We start from the raw sequence: 14,167 nt of genomic DNA, 5'->3' as shown, positions 1-14,167 counted from the left end.
CTGGAACACACACCTCAAACAAGAAAACATTGGCTTTGAGGAACTATCCCCAGACACGCCTAAAGTCCCGTTTCAAGGGCCAAGGCCATGAGAAATCAGGAAAGCTCGGCGAGCGACAGCGAACGCCGCAATTCATTTAAACGGGCCGCCAAATCGCAAAAGCAGTCCAAGAGGCATCCTTCCCCGATAACCTTGCGGCTGACGGACGAAGAACGGGCGATGCTAAAGGATTTGGCCGCTGGGATGTCTTTGAGCGCCTATATCCGCAAATGCTTATTTGGCAATGATACAGCCCCGCGAAAGGTGCGCTCTCGTGTTCCGGTCAAAGATGAGTTGGCCCTTGCACGGGTTTTAGGAATGCTCGGTCAATCCCGGATTGCCAACAATCTAAACCAGATCGCCTATCAGGCAAATGTCGGCTCCTTGGTGGTTGATGAACAATGTACCAAAGAAATCCATGAGGCTTACGGACATATCGTTTCCATGCGCGGCGATCTGATCAATGCGCTTGGGTTGACCGAGTCAGCTTAATGATCCTCGAAGCAAATGAGCGTGCCGGGGGATCGCGCCTGGCTCGGCATCTTATGAATACGATGGATAATGATCATGTTGAAATCCATGATTTGCGAGGTTTTGTCTCCAATAATCTGTTCGGCGCGTTCAAAGAAATTCAGGCCGTTTCCATGGGGACAAGAGCCAAAAATTATCTGTTTTCGATAAGCCTCAATCCTCCAAGCAATAAAAATGTCCCCGTCAAAGTTTTCGAGGACGCAATTGAGAGAATTGAAAAGAAGCTGGGGCTGGTGGGGCAGCCCCGCGCGATTGTCTTTCACGAAAAGGAAGGCCGTCGTCACGTGCATTGTGTTTTCTCACGCATCAACATTGATCAGATGAAAGCGATCAATCTGTCGCTCTACAAGGAAAAGCTGACCGAAATTTCCCGTGATCTTTTCCTTGAACATGATTGGCAAATGCCACCTGGGTTAGAGAATTACAAAGACCGTGATCCGCTGAATTTCAAGCGCGCTGAATGGCAACAAGCCAAGCGCACGAAACATGACGTACGGGTTCTCAAGAAGCTGTTTCACGATTGCTGGGCGGTGTCGGACTCGCAAGATGCGTTTGCCAATGCTCTGGCCGAGCGCGGATTCACTTTGGCGAAAGGCGATAGACGCGGCCATGTGGCGGTTGATTGGCGCGGTGAAATCTATTCAATCTCGCGATGGGTCGGCGTCAAAGCAAAAGATGTTCGGGCAAAACTGGGTGATCCTGACACTCTGCCCTCGGTTGATGATGTAAAGCGCAAAGTCGCAAACGAAATTTCCCACGAGGCGCGAGAAATCCACGAAGAGGCAATTGCCTCATATGATCGCCGTCATCTGGAATTGCAGGGCAAGCGCGCTGATATGGTTGCTCGCCATAGAGCCGCCCGTGAGACGCTCCGACAAGAACATGAAGCCCGGCGCATCGCCGAGATCAAAGCGCGTTCTGAAGGGCTTCCGACAGGCATTAAGGCTGTTTGGGCTAAGCTGTCAGGCCACTATCAAACACTGCGCCAGGAGATTGAAGCAGAGGCGCACGCTTGCGACCTACGCGATCAGGCAAAGGCGCAAAAACTGATTGAGCGCCAGCTTAATGAGCGACAGGTTCTGCAGCATGACATTCACATTCTGCGGCATCATCAATCCATCGCACTGGCGAAATTCTATCGCGATACCGGAACGCTTTTACGCAGCGACGATCTTGCGTTTGATCCAAGACAATATTTTATCCCGCCTGAGGAATGGGACATCATCTGGAGCGCTGAACAAATCAGAAGCGTTCCGGAACGAATTCTCGATGTTATCACCGATAAGGAAGCCAGGTTCAGCCGTAATGACATTGTGCGAAAGCTGGCAGAGTACATTGATGACCCGGCCAAGTTGCGCATTGCCTGTGATGACGTGCTGGCTTCAAGCGAGTTGGTCAAACTCTCCGATACGCCAAAACCAATTTATTCAACGCAGGAGATGGAACGCCTTCATACATCGCTAAACGATCATGCAAAAACAATGGCACGACAAAGAACTCATAATGTTGGGTCACGGGCTATCCACGCTGCCATTCATCACCAGAATGCGAAGCTTCAAAAAGCCGTGGGTGCGAGCTTAAGCGATGAGCAATGTCAGGCAATCAACCATGTGCTCGAAGATAACCAATTGAGCGCGGTTGTCGGATTTGCCGGTTCCGGTAAAAGTACGATGCTTGCAGCCGCCAATGATGCTTGGGCAAAACAAGGATACCGCGTTCTTGGCGCGGCGCTCTCCGGCAAGGCCGCCGATGGACTGCAAGATGCTTCTGGTATCGCAAGTCGCACGCTCGCATCATTTGAAACAAGCTGGAATAATGGGTTCAATCAACTTCAACGCGGCGATGTGCTGGTGATTGATGAAGCCGGAATGGTTGGCACCCGCCAAATGCTACGATTTATCAAGGAAACACGCCTTCGGGGTGCCAAGCTTGTCTTGGTCGGAGATCCCGAGCAATTGCAACCCATAAATGCCGGCACGCCTTTCCGTGATGTTCTTAAGCAAATAGGCAAGGCCGAGCTGACAGAAATTCGCCGTCAGAATGAAGACTGGCAACGTCAGGCCACCCGAGACTTTGCACAAAACAAAACGAGTGCTGCCCTTAAAGCCTATGCGGATCGTGGCGCGGTAGAGCAGTACGACACCAAATCTGATGCCATTACTGCACTAATGCAAGATTACATGGCGGATTTTGAATTGCGGGGTGCGTCTGCGTCTCGCTTGGCGTTGGCTTATCGCCGCAAGGACGTTCACACGCTCAATCAGGCTGTCCGCAAAGCGCGTCAATCCGGTGGGGAATTGGCGGAAGAAAAGCTGTTCAAAACCAATCATGGCCCCCGCGCTTTTGCTGTCGGGGATCGTATTATCTTCACGAATAACAATACCGACCTTGGCGTTAAGAACGGCACTCTTGGTACTGTTGAGAATTTTGAAGAAAACAACCTCACCGTCTTGCTTGATGGTAATGACCAAAGCCAGACGCGCCGCCTGACATTCTCACCGAGACAATATGCTTCCATCGATCATGGATATGCGACGACGATTCACAAGAGCCAGGGCGCGACGGTTGATGATACTTTTGTGCTGTCGTCGGGCAAAATGGATCATCACTTAACGTATGTTGCCATGTCCAGACACAGAGACACCGCGAAACTCTATGTCGATAACTCTCGGAAGCGGGCGAGCGAAATTGAGCGTATGCTGTCACCAAGGCGATCAAGAGTGCCGACCCTTAGTTGACAGCAATGAACGAGGTTATTGGACACTCCATCAAATTATCTATTTTGCAGCAAGCGTATGATTGGTGCTAATTGCGAAACTTCGATGCTTTCATAGCAATTCGCTCCTCTCCCGCTAAGGAATCTCTGCGGAAGCCTCTAACCATAAACGTGGGCATTTTCATGGATCAGATCAGTTCCACCCGCGTGCCACGCGCGCGCTGGATAGAATGGCAGGCGGCACTCATTCTTCGAAAGTGCCACCTTCCTGTTATGAGTCTTGGAAGCTCGATTCGACTAATTCATTTTGTGCAGACAGTATAACGCAGGTTATGCCCAGGCCGCGTCCACTGCCAATTGCAATGATTGCGGTAAATTGGTCGACGTAACGCCCCCGTTTCCATTTCCGTCATCTGGCGTGAAGGCCGCCATTGCCGAAATCAATGAGTTGATATCCGTGGATTCCAGTTTTTCGGACCCGGCCCAGATTTCATCAATAGTGTACTCAGGTGTGTCTGAGGACAAATTGCTGCTGAACCAGTCCTGCAGGGTGACCTTGTCTGTTGACCCAACAATTGTGATCTCAAGATCTTCAATGGAGCGGGAAAACCAAAGTTCTTCCTTCGATATTCCATCGGTGAAGGAAAACACATCATCATCCGACATGCCAGCTGTGTCGCTTCCGATATAGGCATCCTGACCTTCACCGCGGGCGAACTCGTAATCATCAACACCTTGACTTGCGATGAGTGTATCGTTGCCGTCAGCGCCCAATATATTGTCATTGCCGTCGCCACCGTCGATGGTATCACTGTCATCACCACCATTGAGATAATCATTACCTGCACCACCGTTGAGGGTGTCATTCCCCGCGTGGCCGAAGGCTGTGTCATCGCCATCATTCATGGTCAAAATGTTGTCATCGGCTGTGCCCCAGAACGTGTCATTGCCGGAGCCACCTTCAACTTCTTCAAAACTACCCTGCGCGAGCGAATAGGAAACGTCGACCGTGGTATCGAATACAACCGTATCCCAGCCAGTGCCACCACTGATCCAGCTGTCCAGGCCATCTGAAATGATCAGGTCATCACCATCGCCACCATTCAGATTGTCTGCACCGGCCCCGCCAATGATGGTGTCATTCCCGGCGTAGCCGAAGGCTGTATCATCGCCATCATTCATGGTCAAAATATTGTCGTCGGCTGTGCCCCAGAACGTGTCATTGCCGGAGCCACCTTCAACTTCTTCAAAACTACCCTGCGCGAGCGAATAGGAAACGCCGACCGTGGTATCGAATACAACCGTATCCCAGCCAGTGCCACCACTGATCCAGCTGTCCAGGCCATCTGAAATGATCAGGTCATCACCATCGCCACCATTCAGATTGTCTGCACCGGCCCCGCCAATGATGGTGTCATTCCCGGCGTAGCCGAAGGCTGTATCATCGCCATCATTCATGGTCAAAATATTGTCGTCGGCTGTGCCCCAGAACGTGTCATTGCCCGAGCCACCTTCAGCTTCTTCAAAACTACCCTGCGCGAGCGAATAGGAAATGTCGGATGTCGTTTCAAACACAACCGTATCCCAGCCGCCATCGCCACCTATCCATGTGTCTTGGCCGTCCGAGACAATCCGATCGTCGCCATCGCCACCATTCAGATTGTCTGCACCGGCCCCGCCAATGATGGTGTCATTCCCGGCGTAGCCGAAGGCTGTATCATCGCCATCATTCATGGTCAAAATATTGTCGTCGGCTGTGCCCCAGAACGTGTCATTACCCGAGCCACCGTCAGCTTCTTCAAAACTACCCTGCGCGAGCGAATAGGAAATGTCGGATGTCGTTTCAAACACAACCGTATCCCAGCCGCCATCGCCACCTATCCATGTGTCTTGGCCGTCCGAGACAATCCGATCGTCGCCATCGCCGCCATTCAGAGTATCGGTGCCATCGCCACCAATCAGCGTGTCATTGCCGAGATTTCCGTTGAGGGTGTCGTCGCCCGCTTCACCGTGGATTTCGTCATTCCCGCTTCCCGCTTGTGCGGTGTCATTCCCAGCACCAAGCTCAAGAACGGCATCTGCATCGCCGGTAGTTATCGTGTCGTCTCCGGAACCGGAGTTCATGTTTTCCATGTTGTAGAGCGACAAATCCAGAGTGAGATCCGTTGCGCCTTCAAAGACCAGAGTGTCGGAACCCTCTCCACCGTCAACATTAAGCAATCCATTTACATCAAAATCGTCATCGTCGATGTGAAGTTTATCATTACCTGCACCGCCGTGAAATTCGTCACGACCGTCTCCCCCTATCAGTATGTCGTTGCCGCCCTCACCGTTCAGTACATCATCGCCCGCTCCCCCATCAATATTATCTATTCCGTCACCACCAGTTAACCGGCCATCGCCATCACCACCAACCAAAAGGTCGAAGCCCGAACTGCCAATTAGCACCTCATCTTTGAGGGTGTAGACTTTGCGGTAAATCCCATAACCAGAACCGTCCTGACCTTCGGATGTCCAGTTGACCACAAAACCGCCTTGCGGTAACGCTGCTATAGACGGCAGGTACTGCTTGCCTGACGTGTAGTCACTGATCTGGAACTCAGAGCCAACAACAGCACCAGAGGCATCATAACGCTGACCAAAGATCCCATAGTCGGAACCGTCCTGACCAGCGGATGCCCAGCTGACCACAAAGCCACCATCAACCAGACCCGTAACAGTGGACTGAGACTGGTGGTTTGTACTGTAGGTATTAACCTGAAACTCTGAGCCAGTCTGCGCACCATTGGCATCAAACATCCGGCCACGAACCGATAGCCCATCGCCATCTGAGCCACTGGCATCATACCACGTCACAACAAAACCACCACCAGACAGAGAAGCGATACGCGCCTCTCTCTGGCTGGATGAGGTTATACCGGTGTTTACAGCGAACTCTGACCCAATTGTTACCCCGGCGGCATTATAGCGCTGACCAAAAATCCCCCAAGAAGAACCGTCTTGACCATTGGATTTCCAGATCACCACAAAACCGCCATCCGCCAAACCCGTAACATGAGGCGTAATCTGCGTGTCTGAATTATATGTGTTGACCTGGAACTCAGAGCCGGTCTCCGCACCATTGGAATCAAACACACGACCACGAATAGATGACCCACTAGCATTATACCATGTTACAACAAAGCCACCGCTAGAAAGGGAGGCGATACTTGAATACCTCTGGTCCTTTGAGGTTTGACTGGTGTTGATTGCGAACTCTGACCCTATAGTAGCCCCAGAAGCATCATAGCGCTGGCCATAAATGCCGTAGCCAGAACCGTCCTGAACCCACGATGACCAGCTGACCACAAAACCACCATCTAAAAGACCGGTGACAGATGAATCAATCTGAAGGCTCGCACCATATGTGTTGACCTGGAACTCAGAACCAAGGACAGACCCGTCAGCCCCATAAAGCTGGCCGCGAACCGAAGCTAGACTGCCATCCGGACCATTGTTGTCCCGCCATACAACTACATGGCCACCACCTGGAAGGCCCGCCACGTGACTCGAATATTGAGTACCGGGTGTGTTGGTATTCACCTGTGTCTCAGCACCGGCAGCAAACTCGGTGGTTACAACCGTTACGTCAATGGTGATCAGCTCGACCAAGCCATTTGCATTTGTCATCCTCACCGTAAAGCTGTCAGACCCGCTGTAATCAGAAGCCGCCGTCAGGCTGTAGCTACCATCTGCATTGATAGTAACAGAGCCATGTTCAGGGCCATTCTCAAGCGCATAGTTCATGCTAGACACGGCAGTTGTAAAACGCCCGTCGGCTGATGTGCCAACCCATATTTGCGCTGCGGCAGGGTTAATATCGGGGAACGCAGATGCCAGATCAACATCACTGTCAGCAAATCGTAACGTCTCGATATTCGTCAACTCGTCGACATCGGAGCTATCAGACAGGCGCGTTACACGGATTATATCGCCATGGCGAAGGACTTCATACTCTGACAAAGCCCCATCATAAATAGCAACGTCTGTACCCGCTCCGCCATCCAGCGCATCAGCCCCGCCACGGCCTGCGAGAATATCATCACCAAAACCACCAGCGATACTGTTGTCACTGCCATCACCGGAAAGCGTGTCATCAAACCCTGACCCTTCCAGTGATTCAATATCCGTCAAAACATCACCGGCAGCATCTCCACCGGATACAAGTCCAGACTCAAGATCAATGGATACGCTCTCAAATGAGGCCCTGTAAATGGCTATATCGTCACCAGCACCACCATCAAGAATATCGGCCCCTGCTCCGCCAGTTAGGCGATCATCCCCAGCGTCACCAATTAAATGATCGGCCCCCGCACCACCCAAAAGAGTATCGTTGCCGGCACGACCGTCAAGGGAATCGTCCCCGGCGCCACCTTGAATTTCGTTGTCGCTGGAATTGCCGACCATTTCGTCATCAAAGTCGGTACCGATAAGATTTTCAATTGAAAAGTATCTGTCACCCGAAGCATCACCAGTGTTAGCTGATCTGGTAGTCAAATTAGCGGTAAGCCCAGCCAAAGACGTCGCATAACTGGCCGTGTCTGTTCCGTCGTCGCCCTTGAGTTTATCAGTTCCGCCACCACCAATCAGAATTTGATCTCCGTCTCCACCAGTAAGCGTTTCGTTGCCTGAACTACCTATGATTGTCTTGATCACATTTCCATCGATTTCTCTGACAGTCACTTCACTACCATCGATGGTGCCATCGTTGTTCTTGTCTCTGGTCAGAACAGTCGTGCGCTGATCTGCCGAGACTATAATTGTGCCCGAGGCAATAATGCTACCGCTTCCATTCGAGTCAGTAATGGTGGCTATCTGGGAACCGTCAATATTGCTTTTCCAGACCTGCTTGTGCTCATAGGTGCCGTTGCCGTCGAAGTCGGATTCAACGGTTTTTGTCAAACCATCTGCACTTGTCGTAGTGGTCGTGGCGGCAGCTATTATTGGGCTACCCGATGCAATGGTAGAGGCCCATTTGACCTCATCTGGATCAGTTTTTACCGATCGCGCTAAAGCATTTGCAGTGGCTGTAGTAACTGTTGATCCATCAATACCTTGTGCCACTATTGTCGTTTCATCCACGGTACCATCGCCATTGACATCAACGGTAGAGGTTTGAGTCAGGCCATCCGCGCTTGTGGTGATCTTAACTTCGCGTTCAAGCTCAGGTGAAATAGTCGAAAACGTTCCGTTGTTCGCTTCCTCACTGACTCTGTAAACCTTCAGAACCTCTATGGAAGAGCCATCAGCTGCATTATGCCAGGTATGCGATGTGGTCTGATCAATGATTCCATCGCCGTTTTCATCGTTTTCCGAGTTGAGGATCAGGCCGTCCATGGACAAGAGGCCTATATTCTCGCTCGTAAGTGTTCCTGACCCATCAAAATCTGAGATGACAGTTTCAGAACTCCCATCAACGAATTGCGTAATTGTTTCTGTTTGGTCAATGTAACCATCGCCATCTGTGTCACGTTCAATTGTTGTCGTGTAACCATCAGCGCTGGTGGTGTTTGTACTTTGATCGCGCAAAACTGTTCCATCGTAAGCGGACCGTGTGACGATGCTGGATCCATCTGCCCGGAGTACAATCCTTGTAGTCATGGATTCAGTGTATGCCCCTGTCCCTTCCGGGTCGCATTGTACAGTTACAGTCTGCCCATCTACACTTGTGGTTGTTTCCTTCTTCGAAACCAAGGTGCCGCTTGAATCAGTGTTGGTGACAAGCTCAACCACTGTGCCGTCAGATTCATAGCTGAACGTTTTTGTAGACACCTCATCAATCGTACCGGACCCGTCTATATCGCGCTCAGTCGTGACCGTCTGACCATCTGCACTTGTGCTCGTAACGAAGTGTGACGTGAGCGTTGTGCCTTCAAAATACTCTGTTGTATCTGTGGTGGTGCCGTCACTATTCAAAATGGATTGCATGGTGCTGCTGGTCTCTGCAACACCATTGCCGTCAACATCCCAGGTTGTCGTGACAGTTCTGTCGTCAGCGCTGGTGGTGACGATAGTGATATCAGCCACCGTTTCTGTATAAACCGGCGTGGCAGAGCCGGCATTGCCACCAGTCAAATCGGCTCGAGTTGTTGTGCTTGTACTGGTGCCATCTGCATTGAGTACAATTGCAACAATTGTCTGAGTTTCCGCCAGGCCGTCGCCATCCGCGTCATACTGCGTTGTCGAAACAAGTCCGTCTGCGCTGGTTGAAAGATATCGCCCACCATCGGCCCCAAACTCGCGCCCTGAGGCTGACTGAACGGTTCCATTCATGCTGGAACTCGTTGTTGTCCCGTCCGTATGTGTTGTATCAACGAAGGTCTGATCTACGGTCCCGTCGCCATCAATATCGATGGTTGTCCGGGCATTTGTTCCATCAGCACTCGTGACGGAAATTGTCTCGTCCTGCAGCGTCCCATCAGCCTTCAAAGTTGTAACGGTCTGTGTTGAGGAACCGTCTGCGTTTACAACATCTGACTTTGTTTCCGTCTTTGTTGTGCTGTCATCCGCCCCCTTCCAGATTGTCGTCGTCGTCAAAGTATCAGCACTGATTGTGATCAATATCCGATCCCGCAGGGACCCATCGGAATTGAAGTTGGACGTGGTTGTCTGCCGGGATCCGTCTGCATTCAGCGTCACCAACTCGCTTGATGACTGATCAGTGACACCATCTCCATCCAGATCAGTGGTTATTGTTGAGCTTAGGCCGTCCCCGCTGACTGTGCGTGTTGTTCGGGAGCCCAGAACACCCGCATCATAGATTGACGTGAATTCAGTGACAGAACCATCGGCATTCGTGTTTGTGACAGTGACCTGATCATCAACACCGTCGCCGTTTGTATCTGTGCTTATGTTGGAACTCAGCCCATCGCCGCTATTCGTCGCAACCTGCCGAGATATCAATGTGTCATCGGCGCTATAGGATGACGTGGTTTTGGTCGTTGAACCATCCGAGCCAAGAACACTGACTTCCGTTGCTACCAGATGTGGGATGCTGTCAGTGCCCACAAAGGTCGAAGTCGTCGTCTCAAGGCCGTCATCGCTGATTGTGGTGATGACTTTACCGGTCTGTATAGTGCCATCACCATTGAAGGTGGTAATGGTATTTGTCGTGGACCCGTCAATGTTCAGAACAGTTTCGTCGGTGTTTTTCTCGTCAAAAATTCCATCACCATTGGCGTCGTTCTGTGACGTGATCAACAGACCATTGCCGCTCACGGTCACAACAGACCGCCCGGTCTGATCAGTTACATCTGTCCCGGTACCCGCATAGTTGATTGTGGTGGTGGTGGTGGTTCCATCAGTGTTAAGAGATTTTACAGCGATGCTGGTTTCATCAATATCTCCGTCACCATCTGCATCCGTGGCGGTGGTTTGTGTCAGGCCATCTGCACTGAGTGTCGCAACGGTTTTGCCAAGCAACATTGTACCATCAGGAGAATATGTGAACTCCGTTTCCGTAACGATCCCATCGATGGAAGTTACACTGGTCACAACAGATTGCGGCGCTGCGTTCGTGCCCAAAAACCCTTCAACGGTCTGAGACAGTTTGTCGGCACTGGTTGTGATAACAGCCCGTGAAACCTGAATCTGGTTGGTTCCGGCAAACAGTGTCTGTGTTTGGGTAATTGAGTCATCGACATTTAACACCGTAACGCTGACTTGACGCTGATAAGGATTGGCTTCACCGTTCAGATACATTTCGGTTGTTGTGGAGAGGCCGTCTGCACTTGTCGTGGTAATGGTTTTACTGATAATCGACCCATCACTGCTTTTGTTCTCAATCGTCACAGTTGAGGATTGATCAGGATTGATGACTTTGACCACATTCTCAGATCCATCAAAGGTTCCGTCGCCATTCACATCAGTCTGAGTCAGTTGCGTCAGGCCATCCGCACTGGTGGTTGCAACAGACCGGGACAACAGCGTCGTCCCGTCAGCCGAATAAACCGAATTGGTTTCAACAGAATCCGTGCCAATAATCTCAACCGTCTGAACCTGATCAACTGCACCATCACCATCACTATCGATATTTGTTGTGCGGGTTTTGTTGTCAGCGCTCCATGTCTCAATCGAACTGCTGGCCGTCTGCCCATTTGCAAAGCTCTGAATAATGGAGCGTGTGCTGGAACCATCCACATTCTCCACTGTGCCATCAGCACTGACCCGGTCAAAAATACCGTCGCCGTCCAGATCAATGCTTGCTGTCTCGGTTTTACCATCCGCACTCACAAGTGTTAATGTCTTGCCGCGCAGTGACCCATCATTGTTCGACACATCGTCTGAAGTTGTTCTACTCCCATCCGCATTATTTAAAATGGTGCTGATGGTCGAGATGTCAGTGGTGCCATCGCCGTCCAGATCAGTATCCACTGTTCTGCTGCTGCCATCGGGATTGGTTACGATCACAGCTGTCTTGACACGATGCGCTGCCGTTACACCGTCGCCCGCATAGTCTGTTTCTGTCTCGGTGCGTGTGCCATCAACGGCAACGGAGATAGAGACAACCCGTGTGGCGTTTACAACCCCATCGCCTGTTGAATCAACCGTAACGGTTTTGCTCAAGCCATCGGCACTCGTGATGGCGACCTCTTCACTGTTTGTTGTGCCATCATCGTTCAAATTGGTGATAGTCAGGGTAAGAGTGCCATCAACACCGGTGACACGGGTTTCAACCTGATCATTAACCCCTGATCCATCAGTGTCACGGTTGACCGTAACCGTCTTGCCATCTGCACTTGTGTCGGTGATCTGTCGGCGCGTCAGAATCGTGCCGCTGCCATCATAATCTTCCAGCGTTTTGGTAACAGACCCATCGCCATTCACCACACGCACTTCTGTCTGCTTGCGGTCCAGAACACCATCACCATCATCATCGAAATCTATTGTACGGCTGTTACCATCCGAACTGGTCGTGGTTGTCGTTTTATGAGCAATGGTTCCATCTGTACGTGACGCTACATTCTCAATCGTCGTTGACCCATTAGCATTGTTGGTCACGGTTTCAGCGACAACATAACCCGCCGCGTCATTCGCCAATTGCACATCACCGACAATACCCGTACTGCCATCGCTTTTCGTAAAAGTGGTTGAGCCAACAATTTTGGAACCATCCTCAAACGTGATTTCCTGATTGTTGCTGATCAGGTCAATCTCGGTAATGCCGAGTTCACCAAGCGTCTTGAGGATTGTTGTTCCATCTGCATTCGTTACAAGCACCTTAAACAGAGACCATTCGGAATCTGTCGCACTCAGCTTGTCGTCATCATTCGTATCAAATGCCAGCCGTAGGGCTTCCAGGTCACTTTTGGCGGAGGGCGCCCAGGACGTGAAGTCAATTTCTTCCTTGAGTTCAATAATACCGTCATCGCCCGCATCACGCACCAGCACACCGTCACCAGCCGCCGCCCACGCCGTCCGGTTTTTCTGTCCATCACCATCAGTGTCATAGAAGAAATTCGACGATTGAAGCGGCGTGATGTTGACCCCGTCACCGTCAAGATCCATCAAAACAGGCTTGGTATCACTACCGCCACTGTCACTGTCACCGCTGCCTACGGTCTGGTTTGTTGAACGTTGACCAGCCCTGCTGCCACCTATGTCTTCGAACTGGCGTGAAGAAGGATTGAATACACGTGTTCCACCAGTCGATGTATCGCGCCAAGACTGCCCGGAATAAGGCCCGCCGCTGTCTGAGCTGGTGCTATATGAATTTGTCGAACCACGATTGACTGTACGAGAAGATGTTGATCCAAAAGAAATCCTATCGCCCGCATTAATTCTGTTGGGGTCGGAAATCTGCGGATTAGCCCGTAGCAATGCACTTACTGTTGTTCCGTTTCTTTGTGCGATTTCAGACAGCGTGTCGCCGCTCTGAATGTTGTAACCATTAGAGCTATTGCCATAGGTGGAGTTAACGCTTCCCCCCGGCGTAATGTATAGTCGGTTACCCGCATATATCTTGTTTGGATCCGTAATATGGCGGTTGTCTCGCATCAGTGCGGCAACGGTGGTTCCGTTTCTCTGCGCAATTTCAGACAGCGTGTCACCGCTCTGGATACTATAAGTATTTCCAGCGTTGCCATAAGAGGAATAGGTTGCGCGGACTCCGGGCGTGATATGCAGCGTGTTTCCGGCATAAATCTTGTTTGGATCCTGAATATATTCATTGTCCTCCAACAGAGCGGCCACCGTTGTCCCATTTTTCAATGCGATTTCAGAAAGCGTGTCACCAGGTTGAATAGTTGTGTTGTAAGACATATTATGAACACGCACACCTCCCGCGATGTAGGTGTGGAGTTCTTCAACTTCGAAATTGTAGGTTTGCCAACCCTCAACAGATTCTGGCTTCACGGCCAAATTACTGGAAACGGATGTAACGGACTGGGCCTGCTCAAATAGATGCGCAGTCTCTTCAGAATACACTATGCGCTCAGCTTTTACTCGCGCTTCTTCGCCATTTGCAAGAATAACGGTGGCTTCACCGTTTTCGATCATCTCTTCTATGGTTCGGAAATTGCCGAAACGGTCAAGGAAATGGTGACCGGGAGTGGCAACAAGCTCACGACTAACAAGCGTATCAGTTTCGTCCCGCTCCTGCCACCTCAGCCTGACCCACTCTATTGTACCGTTGCGATAAAGACGGGACACTTTAGCCGGGATCAGACTCGAACCAGAAAAAGACCAAACAGTATCGCCGACTTTAATATCAGAAATTTTCATAATGCCTTTGGGCGTCGAAATTTCAACAAACCCAGGAAAACACTCTGCAGGTTCAAGGTAACGAGCACCTGGCCTTACAGAAAGAGGGTTAAATTCGTAACCAACACGCGAGCTCAGGCC

At 50.9% G+C, this 14,167-nt stretch carries 3 protein-coding genes; 2 read left to right on the top strand and 1 reads right to left on the bottom strand.

What is annotated here, in order from left to right; all coding sequences use genetic code 11:
* Nucleotides 1–87 precede the first annotated feature (87 nt).
* A complete protein-coding gene (gene mobC / locus RAL91_RS05630; protein WP_306260417.1) occupies nucleotides 88–531 on the top strand; it encodes a plasmid mobilization relaxosome protein MobC in 444 nt (147 codons plus the stop codon).
* Entirely contained in the window at nucleotides 531–3,308 is a 2,778-nt protein-coding gene (locus RAL91_RS05625; RefSeq protein ID WP_306260415.1) for an AAA family ATPase, read from the top strand. Before mobC ends, RAL91_RS05625 begins: the two co-directional genes overlap by 1 nt.
* 308 nt (nucleotides 3,309–3,616) lie before the next feature.
* Here the strand turns inward: RAL91_RS05625 and RAL91_RS05620 are convergent, their stop codons facing one another.
* Complete coding sequence (locus tag RAL91_RS05620) at nucleotides 3,617–14,047, bottom strand: LysM peptidoglycan-binding domain-containing protein (RefSeq protein WP_306260413.1); 10,431 nt, start codon at nucleotides 14,045–14,047, stop codon at nucleotides 3,617–3,619.
* Between the last annotated feature and the right edge of the window lie 120 nt (nucleotides 14,048–14,167).

This window comes from Pararhizobium sp. IMCC21322 (assembly GCF_030758295.1).
In the GTDB taxonomy this organism is placed as follows: domain Bacteria; phylum Pseudomonadota; class Alphaproteobacteria; order Rhizobiales.
Note: the sequence above shows the minus strand (reverse complement) of the source record. Positions and strands in the feature narration are given on the sequence as shown.